The 15,366-nt window shown below is 71.5% G+C and carries 14 protein-coding genes and 1 pseudogene; 8 read left to right on the top strand and 7 right to left on the bottom strand.

The window, feature by feature from the left end:
• Nucleotides 1-2 precede the first annotated feature (2 nt).
• Both BUE30_RS04695 and BUE30_RS04690 read left to right on the top strand, forming a co-directional pair.
• Nucleotides 3-1,358 carry a lyase family protein gene (locus BUE30_RS04695; protein ID WP_073326712.1) on the top strand — a complete coding sequence of 452 codons (1,356 nt, stop codon included), beginning with the start codon at nucleotides 3-5 and terminating at the stop codon, nucleotides 1,356-1,358.
• 32 nt (nucleotides 1,359-1,390) lie between these two features.
• Entirely contained in the window at nucleotides 1,391-1,765 is a 375-nt protein-coding gene (locus BUE30_RS04690; RefSeq protein WP_073327646.1) for a hypothetical protein, read from the top strand.
• A 423-nt stretch (nucleotides 1,766-2,188) separates the two neighbouring features.
• Here the strand turns inward: BUE30_RS04690 and BUE30_RS04685 are convergent, their stop codons facing one another.
• Together BUE30_RS04685 and BUE30_RS04680 are read right to left on the bottom strand one after the other, a co-directional pair.
• Entirely contained in the window at nucleotides 2,189-4,705 is a 2,517-nt protein-coding gene (locus BUE30_RS04685) for a GcvT family protein (RefSeq protein WP_073326711.1), read from the bottom strand.
• A gap of 357 nt (nucleotides 4,706-5,062) precedes the next feature.
• The gene (locus tag BUE30_RS04680) at nucleotides 5,063-5,260 is read right to left on the bottom strand and encodes a CsbD family protein (RefSeq protein ID WP_073326710.1); all 198 of its coding nucleotides are present in this window, start codon (nucleotides 5,258-5,260) and stop codon (nucleotides 5,063-5,065) included.
• A gap of 157 nt (nucleotides 5,261-5,417) precedes the next feature.
• Here BUE30_RS04680 and BUE30_RS04675 point away from each other — a divergent pair.
• Nucleotides 5,418-6,380: pseudogene (locus BUE30_RS04675) on the top strand (quinone oxidoreductase family protein).
• Here the strand turns inward: BUE30_RS04675 and BUE30_RS04670 are convergent.
• On the bottom strand, nucleotides 6,370-6,861 hold the full coding sequence (locus BUE30_RS04670; protein WP_170865611.1) for a GNAT family N-acetyltransferase: 492 nt from the start codon (nucleotides 6,859-6,861) through the stop codon (nucleotides 6,370-6,372). The pseudogene BUE30_RS04675 and the gene BUE30_RS04670 sit on opposite strands and share 11 nt — an antisense overlap.
• A gap of 59 nt (nucleotides 6,862-6,920) precedes the next feature.
• On the bottom strand, nucleotides 6,921-7,907 hold the full coding sequence (locus tag BUE30_RS04665; RefSeq protein WP_073326708.1) for a 2-hydroxyacid dehydrogenase: 987 nt from the start codon (nucleotides 7,905-7,907) through the stop codon (nucleotides 6,921-6,923).
• Between the two features lie 388 nt (nucleotides 7,908-8,295).
• Here BUE30_RS04665 and BUE30_RS04660 point away from each other — a divergent pair, with 388 nt between their 5' ends.
• The 3 genes from BUE30_RS04660 to BUE30_RS04650 are packed head-to-tail and all read left to right on the top strand — an operon-like array spanning nucleotide 8,296 to nucleotide 9,987.
• Nucleotides 8,296-8,769, top strand: coding sequence for an SH3 domain-containing protein (locus BUE30_RS04660; protein ID WP_244526295.1), 474 nt, complete (start codon nucleotides 8,296-8,298; stop codon nucleotides 8,767-8,769).
• Between the two features lie 49 nt (nucleotides 8,770-8,818).
• Complete coding sequence (locus BUE30_RS04655) at nucleotides 8,819-9,730, top strand: cation diffusion facilitator family transporter (protein ID WP_073326706.1); 912 nt, start codon at nucleotides 8,819-8,821, stop codon at nucleotides 9,728-9,730.
• Nucleotides 9,727-9,987 (top strand): hypothetical protein, encoded by a 261-nt coding sequence (locus BUE30_RS04650; protein WP_073326705.1) that lies wholly within the window; start codon nucleotides 9,727-9,729, stop codon nucleotides 9,985-9,987. The genes BUE30_RS04655 and BUE30_RS04650 overlap by 4 nt, the downstream gene beginning before the upstream one ends.
• A gap of 172 nt (nucleotides 9,988-10,159) precedes the next feature.
• Here BUE30_RS04650 and BUE30_RS04645 read toward each other — a convergent pair whose 3' ends face one another.
• The 3 genes from BUE30_RS04645 to BUE30_RS04635 all read right to left on the bottom strand — a co-directional run bounded on the left by BUE30_RS04645 (nucleotide 10,160) and on the right by BUE30_RS04635 (nucleotide 14,044).
• Nucleotides 10,160-12,178 carry a M3 family metallopeptidase gene (locus BUE30_RS04645; protein WP_073326704.1) on the bottom strand — a complete coding sequence of 673 codons (2,019 nt, stop codon included), beginning with the start codon at nucleotides 12,176-12,178 and terminating at the stop codon, nucleotides 10,160-10,162.
• A 67-nt stretch (nucleotides 12,179-12,245) separates the two neighbouring features.
• The gene (locus tag BUE30_RS04640; RefSeq protein ID WP_244526272.1) at nucleotides 12,246-12,611 is read right to left on the bottom strand and encodes a hypothetical protein; all 366 of its coding nucleotides are present in this window, start codon (nucleotides 12,609-12,611) and stop codon (nucleotides 12,246-12,248) included.
• Nucleotides 12,612-12,676: 65 nt separating this feature from the next.
• Nucleotides 12,677-14,044 (bottom strand): 1-acyl-sn-glycerol-3-phosphate acyltransferase, encoded by a 1,368-nt coding sequence (locus BUE30_RS04635; RefSeq protein WP_073326702.1) that lies wholly within the window; start codon nucleotides 14,042-14,044, stop codon nucleotides 12,677-12,679.
• A 227-nt stretch (nucleotides 14,045-14,271) separates the two neighbouring features.
• Here BUE30_RS04635 and BUE30_RS04630 point away from each other — a divergent pair, with 227 nt between their 5' ends.
• Together BUE30_RS04630 and deoD are read left to right on the top strand one after the other, a co-directional pair.
• Entirely contained in the window at nucleotides 14,272-14,592 is a 321-nt protein-coding gene (locus BUE30_RS04630) for an H-NS histone family protein (protein WP_073326701.1), read from the top strand.
• Between the two features lie 59 nt (nucleotides 14,593-14,651).
• The gene (deoD, locus tag BUE30_RS04625; RefSeq protein ID WP_073326700.1) at nucleotides 14,652-15,362 is read left to right on the top strand and encodes a purine-nucleoside phosphorylase; all 711 of its coding nucleotides are present in this window, start codon (nucleotides 14,652-14,654) and stop codon (nucleotides 15,360-15,362) included.
• Nucleotides 15,363-15,366 lie beyond the last annotated feature (4 nt).

The raw sequence follows: 15,366 nt of genomic DNA, 5'->3' as shown, positions 1-15,366 counted from the left end.
CCATGTCCGCCTCGGTCTACGACAGCGCTCTCTATGCCGGGCTGTTCGGCGCGCCGGACATGGCGCGCCTCGTTTCGGATACGGCCGAGCTGCGGGCGATGATGATCGTGGAAGGCGCGCTGGCCAAGGTGCAGGGGGATCTCGGCCTGATCCCGCAGACGGCCGGGAACGCGATCCACCGCGCCGCCCTGGAGCTGCAGATCGACCCCGGCGGCCTCGCGCGCGAGACGGGGCGAAGCGCGGTTCCCGTCCCCGCCCTGGTCGCCGCCTTCCGGACCGAGATGCAGGCGCCGGACCATGCCGCCTGGCTGCATTACGGCGCGACGTCGCAGGACATCGTCGACACCGCTCTGGCGCTGCGGCTCCGGCAGGCGCTGGCGCTGGCGGAGGCGGGGCTCCACCGGGTGCTCGGGGGCCTGGCCCGGCTGGCCGGGATGCATGCCGAGACCCCGATGGCCGGCCGCACCTACGGGCAGGCGGCGACGGTGACCGGGTTCGGCGCGATGGCCGCCTCCTGGGGCACGCCTCTCCTGGCGGCGCGGGACGAGATGCCGGCCCTGCGCGCCCGGGTGCTGCGCGTGTCGCTCTCGGGGGCGGCGGGCACGCTGTCGGCGATGGGCGAGGCGGGGCCGGATGTCCGGGCCGGGCTCGCGGCGGCGCTGGGTCTCGTCGATCCCGGCCGGTCCTGGCATGCCGAGCGCGACGGTATCGCCGCCCTCTCGGCCTGGGCGGGGCGGGTGACCGGGGCGACCGGGCGCATGGGCGAGGACCTCTTGCTGCTGACGCAGTCCGGCATCGAGGAGGTCGCCCTGCCCGGCACCGGCGGCTCCTCGACCATGCCGCAGAAGCGCAACCCGGTCATGCCTTCGCTGCTCGTGGCGCTGGCGCGGACCGGTACCGCGCTGGACGCGGCGCTGCAGGGGGCGCAGCTGCACCGTCAGCAGCGCGACGGCGCGGCCTGGATGACCGAGTGGATGGTACTGCCGCAGGTGCTCATGGGGCTAGCGCGATCGCTGGCGGTCGCGGGCGACCTGGCCGAGGGGATCGCGCCCCGGCCTGACGCGATGCGCGCGGCGATCGCCGCCGGGGGCGGGCTGATCCATGCCGAGGCGCTGAGCTTCGCCCTCGCCCGGCAGATGCCCCGCCCCGAGGCGCAGGACGCGGTCAGGGCGCTCTGCGCCGAGGTCGCGGGCGGGGCGGGATCGTTGGCCGAGCTTGCCGGGGCCCGCTTTCCGCAGCTCGACATCGGCGCGCTGTTCCGCCCCGAGGCGCAGCTGGGCAGGGCCCCGGCGGAGGCGCGCGCCTTCGCGGCGCGGGTCCGAGCCCTGCCGGAACCGGAGGCCTTCCCGGGCGCTTGAACTTTCGACGTTTCGCGCTCAAGTGCCCCATGATGACCGCCGCCCCCCCGTCCAGCCCCGGCCAGCCCCGCGCTGTCGAGATCGCCAACCGGCGCGAATTGCTGCGCCGCCGGTTCGACCGCCAGTTCGAGAGCCTCTATCGCACCCTTCCCTTCCTGCGGGGGCCGGTGCAGCGCATCCGGCGGCGCGGCTGGTGGATGGTGCGGGTGCCGCTGGCCCTGCTCTTCATCGCCGGCGGCTTCCTCGCGATCCTGCCGGTCTTCGGGCTGTGGATGATCCCGCTTGGGCTGTTCCTGCTCGCCATCGACCTGCCGATCCTGCAGGGGCCGGTGACGGCCGCGACGATCCGCTTGCGCCGCCGGTTCGAGCTGCTGGCGCGGCGCTGGCGGCACCGCCGCGAAGGCTGATCCAGAATCGATCGGTCCGATCCCGCGGGGCGGGTCGCGCCCCTCCCGGGCGGTTCGGGCAGGACCGGGTGCCGCGGGGGTGGGTGCACCCCCCCACGGGGCCGGCCTCGCGGATCGGAGGGTGGGTCGCGCCCCTCCCGGGCGGTTCGGGCAGGACCGGGTGCCGCGGGGGTGAGTGCGACCCACCCTACGGGGCCGACGTCGCGGATCGGAGGGTGGGTCGCCCCCCTTCCGAGCGGTTCGGGTGAGCCGGGGAGTCGCACCCGCCCCGGGCGGTTCGGGAAGGGCCGGGCGTCGCGGGAATGGGTGCAACCCGCCTTACGGGGCCGGCGTCATGGATCGTAGGGTGGGTTGCACCCACCCCGGAGCCCGTCCCCGCCGCAGGCTGGGTGGCACCCGCCCGCCCCGCATCGGCCCCGTCGTCTAGCCGTCCTGCCGAATCCGGGCATTCTGGGGATCGTAGGGCGAATCCTCGACCACGACGGCGTCGTAGGTCTGGCGGAACATGCGGACCTTCAGCTTCGTGCCCACCGCCGCCTTGTCGACCGGGACGTAGCCCATGCCGATCTGCTTGCCGAAGGCGACCGAATACCCGCCCGAGGTGAGGCGGCCGAGACGGGTCGTGCCGGTCTCGTCGAACAGCGCCTCCTTGCCCCAGGGATCGGCATCGGCGGGGCCGTCGATCAGCACCGTCACGCACATCGACCGCAAGCCCTTTTCCTGCATCGCGGCCTTGCCGTGGAACTCCTTCGACAGATCGACGAAGCGGTCGAGCCCCGCCTCGAGCGGCGTCGCGTCGCGGCCGAGCTCGTTGCCGAAGGCGCGGTAGGACTTCTCCTGCCGCAGCCAGTTCTGGGCGCGCGCGCCGACGAGCCGCAGCCCCAGCCCCTCGCCCGCCTGCATCAGCTGATCCCACAGGCGGGTCTGCATCTCGATCGGGTGGTGCAGCTCCCATCCCAGCTCGCCGGTATAGGCCACGCGGATCGCGGTGACGGGGACCATGCCGAGCTCGATGTCCCGGGCCGAGAGCCAGGGGAAGCGCTTGTTGCTGAGGGCGGTCGCCGGGTCGGGATCGCGGATCAGCCGCTTGAGGATGTCGCGGCTGTTCGGCCCGGCGAGGGCGAAGACGCCCCAGGCGGTGGTGACGTCCTGGATCGAGACCCAGCCGCCGCCCCTGCCCATGAAATCCTCGGCCGCCTTGCGCAGGTAATCGCCGTCATAGGCGGCCCAGGCGCCGGCGGAGATCAGGTAGTAATGCTGCTCGGCCAGCCGGACCACGGTGTATTCGGTGCGGGTCGTCCCCGTCTCGGTCAGGGCGTAGGTCAGATTGATCCGCCCGACCTTCGGCAGCCTGTTGGTTGTGAACCAGTCGACGAAGGCGGTCGCGCCCGGCCCCGTCACCCAGTGCTTGGCGAAGGCGGTCGCGTCGATCAGGCCCGCGCTCTCGCGCAGCGCCGTCGCCTCCTCCCTGGCGAAGGTCCACCAGGACGCCCGGCGGAAGGAGCGCGCATGGTGGTCGTAATCCTCCGGCGCTCCGGCAGGGCCGTAATAGTTCGGCCGCTCCCAGCCGTTCACCTGCCCGAACTGGGCGCCCAGCGCCTTCTGCCGGTCGTAGACCGGGGCGGTGCGCAGCGGCCGGCAGGCCTCGCGCTCCTCGTCGGGGTGGTGGAGGATGAAGACGTGCTCGTAGGCCTCCTCGTTCTTGCGGGCGCCGTATTCGGTCGTCATCCAGCTGCCGTAGCGCTTGGGGTCGAGGCTGGCCATGTCGATCTCGGCCTCGCCCTGCGTCATCATCTGGGCGAGGTAGTGGCCGGTGCCGCCGGCGGCGGTGATCCCGAAGGAGAAGCCCTCCGCCAGCCACATGTTGCGCAGGCCGGGCGCGGGGCCGACCAGCGGGTTGCCGTCGGGCGTGTAGCAGATCGGGCCGTTGAAATCGTCCTTGAGGCCCACCGTCTCGGAGGTCGGGATGCGGTGGATCATCGCCATGTATTCCTCCTCGATCCGCTCGAGATCGAGGGGGAAGAGGTCGGCGCGGAAGCTGTCCGGCACGCCGTATTCGAACCGGGCGGGGGCGCCCCGCTCGTAGGGGCCGAGGATCCAGCCGCCCCGCTCCTCGCGGACATACCACTTGGCGTCGGCATCGCGCAGGACGGGATGCTGGGGATTGCCGGCGTTCCGCCATTCGACCAGCGCCGGGTCGGGCTCGGTCACGATGTACTGGTGCTCGACCACGATGGCGGGGATCTTGATCCCCAACAGCTTCGCGGTGCGCTGGGCGTGGTTGCCGGTCGCGGTCACGACATGCTCGGCATGGATCACGGACTGCTCGTCGGAGGGGACGAGGTTGCCGCCCTTCTCGACCATCTTCGTGACCGTCACCTCCCATTCGGCACCGGTCCAGCGGTAGCCGTCGACCTGCCAGCGCCGCTCGATCGTCGCGCCGTGCTGGCGGGCGCCCTTGGCCATCGCCATCGTCACGTCAGCGGGGTTGATGTAGCCGTCCTGCGGGTGGAAGAGCGCGCCCTTCAGATCCTCGGTCCGGACCAGCGGCCAGCGGTCCTTGATCTCCTTCGGAGACAGGAACTCGTGGTAGACATCCGCCGTCTCGGCGACGGAGGAATAGAGCATGTACTCGTCCATGCGGTCGTCGGTCTGCGCCATCCGCAGGTTGCCGACCACGTAGAAGCCGGCATCGAGCCCCGTCTCGGCCTCCAGCGTCTTGTAGAAATCGACGCTGTACTTGTGGATGTGGGTGGTCGCATAGCTCATGTTGAAGAGCGGCAGCAGCCCCGCCGCGTGCCAGGTCGAGCCCGAGGTCAGCTCGTCCCGCTCCAGCAGCATCGTGTCCCAGCCCGCCTTGGCGAGATGGTAGGCGATCGAGGTTCCCACGGCGCCGCCGCCGACGACGAGCGCGCGGACATGGGTCTTGAGGTCGGACATGGGCGCGGCTCCCGGCAGCGGATGGGCATGACGGGGCCACATTGCAGGGATCGGGCGGGCGCGGAAATCGGCGGGCGACACGTTGGCGCGCGATTGCGACGCGGGCGGTGCGACACCCGCGCGCGCGGCCGATGGGGCCCGGCCCGGCACAGGCGTGTGCGTGCGCTGAAGCGGCCGGCCGGCGCAGGGCGGGCGACGTGATCGGCCGATAGGTGCCGGCGAGGCGCCGCCCGTCGCCGTCTACGCGGCGGGTGCGCCGACGAACCGGGGGATCCCGCGAAAGGCCGGGCGCGGCAGCCCCCGAACGACGAAGGGCCGCCCCGAAGGACGGCCCCGCGTGCCGGTCGCGCAAGGGGGTCAGAGGCTGCGCTGCCAGTCCTCGACCTCGCGCCGCGCCTCTTCCTTGGTGCGGCCGTAGCGCTGCTGGATCAACCCCTCGAGCTCTTCCTGCCGGCCATCGGCGCGGTCGAGCTCGTCATCGGTAAGGTCACCCCAGCGCTGCTGCGCCTGGCCCTTGAGTTCCTTCCACTTGCCCTTCATCTGGTCGCTGTTCATGACTGCCTCCTGAATGCTGGACGGGCCCTCGTCGGCCCCTCTGGTGTCTGCCGGAAAAACGCCGTCCCGCCGGGCCGGGTTCCGGTTTGCCCCCCTGTCCCGGCGGAATACCTCCCACCGCGACCAGAGAGGGGAAATACCCATGCACACCCGCCAGATGCTGATCCGCGCCCCCGGCGGCCCCGAGGCGATCGAGGCCGCGACGGCCGAGATCGGCGATCCCGGCCCGGGGGAGATCCGCATCCTCCACCGCGCCGTCGGCCTCAACTTCATCGACACATATTTCCGCTCGGGCCTCTATCCCGCGCAGATGCCGCTGGTCCTGGGGATGGAGGCGGCCGGCGTGGTCGATGCCGTGGGCGAGGGCGTCGCCCATCTCAAGACGGGGGACCGCGCCGCCTATGCCAGCCAGCCGCCCGGCGCCTATTGCGATGCCCGCGTGATGCCGGCGGCGCAGGTCTGCCCGCTGCCGGACGCGATCGATTTCGAGACCGGCGCCGCGATGATGCTGCAGGGCCTGACGGTGCAGTACCTGCTTCATCGCACCGTTCCGCTGAAGGCGGGCGACACGATCCTGCTCCATGCCGCGGCGGGCGGGGTCGGGCTGATCGCCTGCTAATGGGCCCGGTCCGAGGGCATCCGCGTCATCGGCACCGCCGGCGGCCCCGAGAAATGCGCCCGGGCCGAGGCGGCGGGCGCCGAGACCTGCATCGACTACCGGTCGGAGGACTTCGTGGCCCGCGTCAGGGATCTGACCGGCGGGCGCGGCGTCGACGCGGTGATCGACGGCGTCGGCAAGGACACGTTCGACGGCTCGCTCGACTGCCTGCGCCCGCTCGGCACGATGATCTCCTTCGGCAACGCCTCGGGGCCGGTCCCGCCCTTCAGCATCGCGACGCTGGGGCAGAAGGGGTCGCTCTTCGTCACGCGGCCGACGCTCTTCACCCATATCGCCGATCACGAGACCTGCCAGGCGATGGCGCGCCAGCTCTGCCACAAGGTCGGGAGCGGGGACGTGGAGATCGAGATCGGCGCCCGCTACCCTCTCGAACAGGTGGCCGAGGCGCACCGCGCGCTGGAATCGCGGCAGACGACGGGATCGGTGGTCCTCACGCTCTGAGCGGGGTGTCCGCGTCCCACAGCACGATCACGTCCCGCGACCGCCACAGGGGGCCGGGATCGGTCACCACGTCGATCTCGCGGCCGCCCAGCGCGGCATAGGCGCGGCGGGCGGCGGCGTTCCCGTCCAGCACGGCGAGGCCGATGGCCAGCGGCCCCGCCTGCCGGATCGCGTCGAAGGCGAAGGACAGGAGCCGCCGCCCCAGCCCCGCGCGCCGATGCCCCGCCGCCACGTAGAGGGTGTGGATCTCGCGCGCGCCCCGCAGCGGGCCGTGCCGGGGCGCCCCCCATGAGACGAAGCCGGCGAGGGCGCCCCCGGCTTCGGCCAGCACGACGCCCGAGCCATGCTCCGCCGCCGCCAGGACGGCCTCCCATTGCGCCACGCGCCGCGGCAGGTCGATCTGCGCCAGGATCCCGGCCGGGGCGAGACCGGCATAGGTCTCGCGCCAGACCGCGACATGCAACGCCGCGAGGGCCGGCACGTCGGCGGGGACCGCCGGTCGCAGGGCGACCGCCCCCCGCGTGCCCGGCCCCGTCCCGCTCACCCCTGGCCCGGCACGACGAGGTCCGGCGGACAGAGCCCGTCCTGGAAGGCGCGGATGTTGACGATGACCCTCTCGCCCATCTCGATCCGCCCCTCGACCGTGGCCGATCCCATATGCGGCAGCAGGACGACGTTCGGCATCCGCCGCAGCCGCGGATTGATCTCGGCCCGGTTCTCGTAGACGTCGAGCCCCGCCCCCGCGATCTCGCCCGCGCGCAGCCCCCGGGTCAGGGCGTTCTCGTCCACCACCTCGCCCCGGCTCGTGTTCACCACGACCGCGTGCGGCTTCATCAGCTTCAGCCGCCGCGCATTGATCAGGTGGTAGGTCGAGGGCGTGTGCGGGCAGTTGATGCTCAGCACGTCGGCCTGCGCGACCATCTGGTCGAGGCTCTCCCACCAGCGGGCGCCCAGCTCGGCCTCGATCTCGGGCCGCAGGCGGCGGCGGTTGTGGTAGCCGATCCGCATCCCGAAGGCCCGCGCCCGCCGGGCCACCGCCTGCCCGATCCGCCCCATGCCGAGAATCGCGAGTTCGCGCCCCGCGATCCGCCCGCCCAGCATGGCGGTCGGGGACCAGCCCTCCCACCGGCCCTCCTGCATCATCGCCAGCCCCTCGGGGATGCGGCGGGTGACGGCGAGGATCAGCGCCATCGTCATGTCGGCCGTGTCCTCGGTCAGGACCCCCGGCGTGTTCGAGACCAGTACCCCACGCGCCCGCGCCGCCGCCAGGTCGACATGGTCGACCCCCGCGCTGTAGCTGGCGATCAGCTTCAGCCGCGGCCCCGCCCCCGCCAGCAGCCCGGCGTCGATCCGGTCGCGGATCGTGGGCACCAGCACGTCTGCCTCCTGCAGGGCCTCGGCCATCTCGTCCCGCGTCATCGGGGCGTCGTCGCCGCGCAGGCGCGCGTCGAACAGCTCGGCCATCCGCGCCTCGACCGGCGCCGGCAACCGTCGCGTCACGACCACACTCAGGCGTGTCTGCGCCATTCCCGCGATCCTCCCGCCTTGTCGTTCCGCCACGCGCGGGAGCAAGGTGCCGAAACGCGGGCCCCGGCACAAGAACCGGTGGCGGCGTGGCGGCAGGACGGGGCTGGCGGATCGCCGGAAGGCCCCACCCGGAATCGGAGGCGGCAGCATGACCCGACGCATCGGCACGCGCCCGGCGCGGGCGAAGGGGAGGTCCGCCCCGGGGATCGCCGCGCTGGTCCTCGCCTTGGCCGCGGCCGGCCCCGCCCCGGCGCAGGACCGCGCGCCGCTCCGCCCAGAGATCCGCCCCGCCACCCTGACCGTCGCCACGCTCGAGGCCGCCCGCGCGGCCGAGGCCGAAGCCGGGGCGCGCGAGGAGGCGGCCGGGACCGGGATCGCCGCTCCCCCGATCCGCCCGACCGAGGTGACGCCCGTCGCCGCCCCCGGCGGCCCGGTGGTCGGACCCGAGACGAACCTGCCGCTGCCCCGTTTCGTCTCGCTCAAGACGTCGGAGGCGAACGTGCGGCGCGGCCCGTCGCTGTCGCACCGGATCGACTGGGTCTTTCTGCGGCGCGACATGCCGCTGCAGATCGTCGCCGAATACGGCCATTGGCGCCGCGTCGTCGACCGCGAAGGGCTGGGCGGATGGGTCCATTACTCGCTGCTCTCCGGCGTGAGGACGGTGATCGTGGACCGCGACATGTTGCCCCTCCTCGCCCGCCCCGAGGAGGGCGCGCCCGCCGCCGCGCAGGTCCAGCTCGGCGTCGTCGCGCGGATCGAGGAATGCCAGCCCGACTGGTGCCGGATCGCGGCCGGCGGCTATCGCGGCTGGGTGCCCAAGGAGGCGCTCTGGGGCGTGGGCGCCGACGAAATCCTCGAATGATCAGACGTCGCCGCTGGGGTCGGCACGGCGGGGCGGCTATAAGACCGGCATGAGCATCGATCCCGCCCGCGCCCTCGTCCTCAACCGCTCCGCCGGGGCGGCCTCGGTCGGGGTGGCCATCACGCTCGTCGCGGCGAAGATCTGGGCGCTGGAGGCGACGGGCTCGCTCGCCATCGCCGCCTCCCTCGCCGATTCGGCGCTCGACCTGATGGTCTCGCTCGGCGGCCTCGTGGCGATCCTCTACGCCGCGAAGCCCGCCGATGCCGACCACGCCTTCGGCCATTCCTCGGCCGAGGATCTCGCCGCGCTCGGGCAGGCGCTGTTCATCCTCGCCTCGGCGGCGCTGATCGCGTGGGTGGCGGTCCAGCGCCTGATCGCCGGCGACAGCCCCCTCCCCGAACAGGAGGGCAAGGGCATAGCGGTCAGCGCGCTCGCCATCGCCCTGACCTTCGCGCTCGTCGCCTGGCAGCGTCATGTCGCCCGGCTGACCGGCAACCGCGTCGTGGCGGCGGATTCGCTGCATTACGTCGGCGACCTCGTGCCCAATCTCGGCGCGATCCTCGCCCTCGGCCTCTCCGCGCGGCTCGGCTGGGGCGGGATCGACAGCTGGATCGCGCTCGGCGCGGCGGCCTTCCTCGCCTTCGGGGCGGTGCGGATCTTCGGCGGTGCCTGGCACGCGCTGATGGATCGCGGCGCCGATGCCCGGATGATCGAGGGGATCGAGGGGATCGTGCGCGACTGGCCCGGCGTGCGCGGCCATCACGACCTCAAGACCCGCGTCGCCGGCAGCCGGGTCTTCGTGAACCTGCATATCGAGCTCGACGGCGACCAGCCGCTGCGCGTCGCGCACGATATCGGCGCCGGCCTGCGACGGGCCATCCTCGACGCCTATCCCCAGGCCGACGTTCTCATCCACAAGGACGTGGCCGAGAGCCGCCCCCCGACAGGAGATCCCGAATGACCGATGCATCGCAGCCGCAATCGCAGGGCCAGCCCTCGCTCGAGGGCCGCCTGATGGCCCAGCGCAAGCTGCTGGCCCGGATCGTCGCCCATCTCGGCGACGAGGCGATCGACGCCTTCCTCGCCGAGCGGGGCCACGTCAATCTCGAGGACGAGGATCCCGGCGCCACCCCCGATCCCGCCTTCGCGATCGAGGGCGCGATGGCCGACGAGATGCGTCAGATCGCCGATCTGGCGGCCCGCTTCCGCAAGGACTAGGCCGACGCGCGGCCCGGGCCCTGCCGCCCGTCGAAACCGGCGCCCCGCCTGACAGCCCGTCCCGGATCCCCCCCTTATCTTGCCCCAAATACTCCGGGGGGGCTCGCGCAGCGAGCGGGGGCGGAGCCCCCTCCACCGTTCCCGCGGGCATGACCGGCCGGGCGCCGCGCGGTCACTCCGCGGCCACCAGCCCCCGCCCCTTCAGCAGCGCCTCGACCCCCGGCATCCGGCCGCGGAAGCGGGTATAGAGCTCGGCCGCCTCCTCCGACCCGCCGCGGCTGAGGATGTTCTCCTCCAGCGACCGCGCGAGGTCCGGATCGAAGGGATCGCCCGCCTCGGTGAAGGCGGCGAAGGCGTCGGCATCCATCACCTCGGACCACATGTAGCTGTAATAGCCGCTCGAATAGCCGTCGCCCGAGAAGACATGGGCGAAGTGCGGCGTCGCGTGGCGCATCCGGATCGCGCGGGGCATGCCGATCTCCTCCAGCACCTCGGCCTGGCGCTGCATCGGGTCGGCCGGCGCCGGACGGTCGTGGAAGGACAGGTCGACCAGGGCGGAGGCGACGTATTCCACCGTCTGCATCCCCATGTCCCAGGTGCTCGCCGCGAGCACGCGGTCCAGCATCTCCTCCGGCATCGCCTCGCCCGTCCCGGCATGGGTTGCGAAGCGGCGCAGCACCTCGGGCACTTCGAGCCAGTGCTCGTAGAGCTGGCTCGGCAGTTCGACGAAGTCGCGCGCGACCGACGTGCCCGAGATGCTCTCGAACCGTACGTCCGACAGCATCTGGTGCAGCGCATGGCCGAATTCGTGGAACAGCGTGCGCGCATCGTCGTAGGACAGCAGCGCCGGCTCGCCCGCGGCCGGTTTCGCGAAATTGCAGACGTTCACCACGATCGGCGTCACGCCCTCGCGCTGGGCCCGCATCGCGCTGCACCAGGCGCCCGACCGCTTGGACCCCCGCGCGAAATAATCCCCGACGAAGAGCGCGACATGCGCGCCGCCCCGCGTCACCTCCCACATCCGCACGTCCGGGTGGTAGGCGGGCCCCTCGGCCGGCGCGAAGTCGAGCCCGAACAGCCGGTGCGCCGTGTCGAAGGCCGCCTCGATCATCCGGTCCAGCTGGAAGAACGGCTTCACCTCGTTCTCGTCGAGATCGTGGACTGCCTTGCGACGCTTCTCGGCGTAGTAGCGCCAGTCCCAGGGCTCCAGCGGCCCGGCATGGCCGTCCGCGTGCAGCATCTCCTCCATCGCGGCGGCATCCTCCAGCGCCGCGGCGCGGGCGGGGGTCCAGACCTGCATCAGCAGCTCGCGCACCGCGGCCGGGGTGCCGGCCATCTCGGTCTCGAGCTTCCAGCCCGCGAAGGTCTCGTGGCCCAGCAGCTTCGCCCTCTCCTCCCGCAGCTTCAGGATCTCGGCGGCGATGGCGCGGTTGTCGGTCGCGCCGCCATTGGCACCGCGCGCCGTCCAGGCCTCGTAGGCGATCCGCCGCAGGTCGCGGCGGGGCGAGAACTGCAGGAACGGCACGACGAGGCTGCGCGACAGCGTCAGGACGGGGCCGTCCGCGCCCCGCTCCTCCCCCGCCGCGCGGGCGGCGGACCGGACGAAACCGGGCAGCCCCTCGAGGTCTGCCTCCGCCAGTCCCATCTGCCACTCCCGCTCGTCTGCGAGCAGGTTCTGCGTGAAGCTGGTCCCGAGCGTCGCGAGACGCGCCTTGATCCGCGCCAGCCGCGCGGCTGCCTCCCCCTCCAGCAGCGCGCCCGCCCGGACGAAGGACCGGCGCGTCAGGAACAGGACCCGTGCCTCCTGCGGGTCGAGGTCGAGATCCTCGCGACCCGTCCAGAGCGCCTCGATCCGGGCGAAGAGGTCGCGGTTCGCGATGATCTCCGACGAATATTCCGACAGCAGGGGCGAGAAGTCGCGCTGCAGCGCCTCGCGCGCGGGATTGGAATCGGCGCCGGCGACCGAATGGAACGCGCCGAGGATGTCCGAAAGCGTCCGGTCCGCCTGTTCCAGGGCCACGATCGTGTTGGCGAAGGTCGGGGGGGCCTCGTTCGTCGTGATCAGCCCGATATTCTGCCGCGCGACGACCAGCGCCTCCTCCACTGCCGGTTTCCAGTCCTCGTCGGAAATCGCGTCGAAAGGCGGCAGGCCGAACGGGGTGGTCCAGTCGGTCAGTAGCGGATTGGTCATCGAACTCTCCTTCTCGCGAAGGAGAGTCCTAGACCCGAAACCGAGCAGAGGCGAGGGGGCCCCCGGCCTACGGATAGACCGTGTAGGTCCCGATCGCGCAGACGTCGATTCCGTAATCCTCGACCGTCGAGCCGTCGATGAATTCGATCTTGAAGTCGAAATCGCAATAGCCGGTGCCGTCGTCGAAATCGATCATGATCGATTGCCCGTTCGGCAGGACGTTCGCGCCGAGAATGTCCTCTTCCCACGAGTTGGTCCCGACATTCGATCCGTAGAACCGATAGATCGTCGTGCCCGAGCGGTTCTGGATCAGGACGTTCCGGTTCAGCCCGTCCGAGACCATGCCGCCGCCGGTCGTCGGCGTCGCCTCGCATCCGGCCAGCAGCCCCCCGACCAGTGCCACCGCCATGAATCGCCCGAATTGAAATGCCATCGTCGTCGTTCCTTCTCTTCGATGGCCGTGTTCTAGGCGGCGCGCTGACCCTGCGGCAAGCGGAATCACGGTCCCGTGAGCGGCCTCTCGAAATGATGCGCGATGGAGGCCGCGTAGAAGTCGAGGATCGGGGCCTTGCCGGCGACGGGCGCGATCTCGGCCCCGCCTGTCACCAGGCGCCGCTCCCGCAGGATCCGCAGCGCGTCGGCCACGACGTCCCGCGGTCCCCGCCGCGGCAGGCTCGCCCCGCAGGCGGCCAGCGCGGCCATGTCGGCATCGACCATCGCCTCGATCTCCGTCTCGCTCCGCGCCCCGCGCAGGATCGCGCGCGCCACGAGCGGCACCGGAAGGACCGGGATGACGGCGCCGATGCGGCGCATCAGCTCTTCCGCCAGCGCCTCGACCGCCACCTCCTCGCGCCCCGCCGACCACTCCCGCAGCGAGAGCGGCGTGCCGAACCCGACCGAGGCGACGCCGTAGGGCCGCGTGCGGAAAGTGACGAAACGCAGCAGGTAGGCCCCGATCCCGAACAGCGCGCGGAAGATGGGCGGGCGGAACCTGCGCCGCCCGGCCCGGCCGGCCGCGATCAGGATCCCGTCCTCGAGCACCCTGTCGTAGTTCAGCCCGACCGGCACGAAGACCACGTCCCGCGCCCGCCGCGCCGCGCCGTCGATGATGTAGCTCAGAAGCCCCAGCCGCGGCGGCTGCGCCCGCCCGTCGAGGCTGAGCCCGCCCTCGGGAAAGATCGCCTGCGTCACGCCGCCATCCGTGGCGAGCTGGACGTAGCGCGCCAGGACCCGCCGGTAGAGCGCCCCGCGCGACCGGCGCCGGATGAAATAGGCCCCCATCGACCGGATCATCGACGAGAGCGGCCAGACCCGCGCCCATTCCCCCACCGCGTAGGACAGGGCCGAGGTCTCGCTCACCAGCCAGGTGACGAGGACGTAGTCCATGTTGGACCGATGGTTGATGACGTAGATCACCGTGGCGTCCGGCGCGATCCCGTCCGGGTCGTCGCGGTCGAAACGGCCGAGCCGGATCCGGTAGAGCGAATTCGACAGCCACCGCGCCAGCCGCGTGCCGAAGGTGAAATAGGCCGTGGCCGAGAAACTCGGCACGATCTCCCGCGCATAGGCCTTGGCCTGCTCGAAGGCGACGTTCTCGGGCACCCCCTCCTTGCGGGCATGCTCGACCATCGCCTCGGTCACGGCGGGATCGTAGATCAGGCGCTGGATCATGTCGTGCCGGCGCGCCAGCTTGAACGGCTCGATCGGGCGCTGCAGCCGGGTGTTGAGCCGCGCCACCAGCCGTTCCGCCCGGCGGCGGAAGAACCAGCGCACCGACGGAAACAGGAAATGCGACGCGAAGGTCACCGCCGCGAAGAGCAGGATGAGCGCGAAGAGCCAGATCGGGATCTCGACGGTGCCGAACATGCGCGGACCATGCCATCCGGTGGCCGACAAGCCCAGCCGGCATCGTTCCGCCGCCTCGCCCCGCCGCGGGTGCAATTGCCGCGCGTCGCCGATGAATGGCATTCGGGTCCACGGCTCGCGGCCCCGATGCCGAATACCTCTTGCGTTTCCTTCTCATTAAAGTATCGGGAATTAGGTTTTCGAGTGATTCCGTTCCACGCCTCATTTCCAGGACCCCGGAGAAAGCAATGTCAGTCGATTACATGTCGATGTCCCGAAAGGACCTCGAGGATCATCAGAAGAAACTCTCGCAGGCGCTGAGCAGCGTCGAGGACCGCGAAAAGAAGAAGGCGATGGAGGCGGCGGAACGGGCCGCGGCCGAGCATGGCTTCTCTCTCGCCGAACTCACCGGCGCGGCAAAGGGCCGCAAGGCGCGGACGAAAGGCACCGCGAAATACCGCAATCCCGAGGATCCGTCCCAGACCTGGACCGGCAAGGGCCGCCGTCCGAAATGGATCGTCGAGGCCGAGGATGCCGGCCGCCCGATCTCGGATTTCGAGATCAAGTAGGGCTTTCGGCCCGCGCCGTCCTCGGCCATCCTGCCCTCCGACCAGAAGGAGGATGGCCGATGACGGTTCATATCGGGGCGAAACCGGGCGAGATCGCGGAGACGGTCCTCATACCGGGCGATCCCTACCGCGCCCGCTGGGCGGCCGAGACCTACCTGGACGATGCCCGCCTCGTGACCGAGGTGCGCGGCGAGCTGGGCTTCACCGGCACCTGGCGCGGCCATCCGGTGACGATCCAGGGCAGCGGCATGGGCATGCCCTCCCTGTCGATCTACGCCAACGAACTCATCCGCGACTACGGCGCCCGGACGCTGATCCGCGTCGGATCCTGCGGCGGGATGCAGGCGCATGTGAAGGTGCGGGACGTGATCCTCGCGATGAGCGCCAGCTCGGTCTCGACCCCCTCGGCCACGATCCTGCGCGAGCTGAACTACGCCCCGCATGCCGATTGGGGCCTGTTGCGCGCCGCGGCGGACGCGGCCGAGGCGATCGGCGCGCCCACCCATGTGGGCGGCATCCATTCCTCGGACACGTTCTACGACGAACGCGGCGACCTGACCGAGCAGCTGACCCGGCACGGCATCCTCGGCGTCGAGATGGAGGCGGCGGAGCTCTACATCCTCGCCGCCCGGCACGGATGCCGCGCCCTCGCCATCCTCACCGTCTCGGACCACCTGCAGACCGGAGAGGAGCTGCCCTCCGACCAACGCGAGCGCAGCTTCGGCCAGATGATCGAGATCGCCCTCGCCGCCGCCTTCCCCGGAGAATGACGCC

Source organism: Wenxinia saemankumensis (assembly GCF_900141735.1).
Taxonomy (GTDB): domain Bacteria; phylum Pseudomonadota; class Alphaproteobacteria; order Rhodobacterales; family Rhodobacteraceae; genus Wenxinia; species Wenxinia saemankumensis.
Note: the sequence above shows the minus strand (reverse complement) of the source record. Positions and strands in the feature narration are given on the sequence as shown.

Excerpts from the sequence above, each read along its gene's own strand:
- BUE30_RS04695 (WP_073326712.1), top strand. The coding sequence starts at position 3 with ATGTCCGCCTCGGTCTACGACAGCGCTCTCTATGCCGGGCTGTTCGGC.
- BUE30_RS04690 (WP_073327646.1), top strand. The coding sequence starts at position 1,391 with ATGACCGCCGCCCCCCCGTCCAGCCCCGGCCAGCCCCGCGCTGTCGAG.
- BUE30_RS04685 (WP_073326711.1), bottom strand. The coding sequence starts at position 4,705 with ATGTCCGACCTCAAGACCCATGTCCGCGCGCTCGTCGTCGGCGGCGGC.
- BUE30_RS04680 (WP_073326710.1), bottom strand. The coding sequence starts at position 5,260 with ATGAACAGCGACCAGATGAAGGGCAAGTGGAAGGAACTCAAGGGCCAG.
- BUE30_RS04665 (WP_073326708.1), bottom strand. The coding sequence starts at position 7,907 with ATGGCGCAGACACGCCTGAGTGTGGTCGTGACGCGACGGTTGCCGGCG.
- BUE30_RS04655 (WP_073326706.1), top strand. The coding sequence starts at position 8,819 with ATGAGCATCGATCCCGCCCGCGCCCTCGTCCTCAACCGCTCCGCCGGG.
- BUE30_RS04650 (WP_073326705.1), top strand. The coding sequence starts at position 9,727 with ATGACCGATGCATCGCAGCCGCAATCGCAGGGCCAGCCCTCGCTCGAG.
- BUE30_RS04645 (WP_073326704.1), bottom strand. The coding sequence starts at position 12,178 with ATGACCAATCCGCTACTGACCGACTGGACCACCCCGTTCGGCCTGCCG.
- BUE30_RS04640 (WP_244526272.1), bottom strand. The coding sequence starts at position 12,611 with ATGGCATTTCAATTCGGGCGATTCATGGCGGTGGCACTGGTCGGGGGG.
- BUE30_RS04635 (WP_073326702.1), bottom strand. The coding sequence starts at position 14,044 with ATGTTCGGCACCGTCGAGATCCCGATCTGGCTCTTCGCGCTCATCCTG.
- BUE30_RS04630 (WP_073326701.1), top strand. The coding sequence starts at position 14,272 with ATGTCAGTCGATTACATGTCGATGTCCCGAAAGGACCTCGAGGATCAT.
- deoD (WP_073326700.1), top strand. The coding sequence starts at position 14,652 with ATGACGGTTCATATCGGGGCGAAACCGGGCGAGATCGCGGAGACGGTC.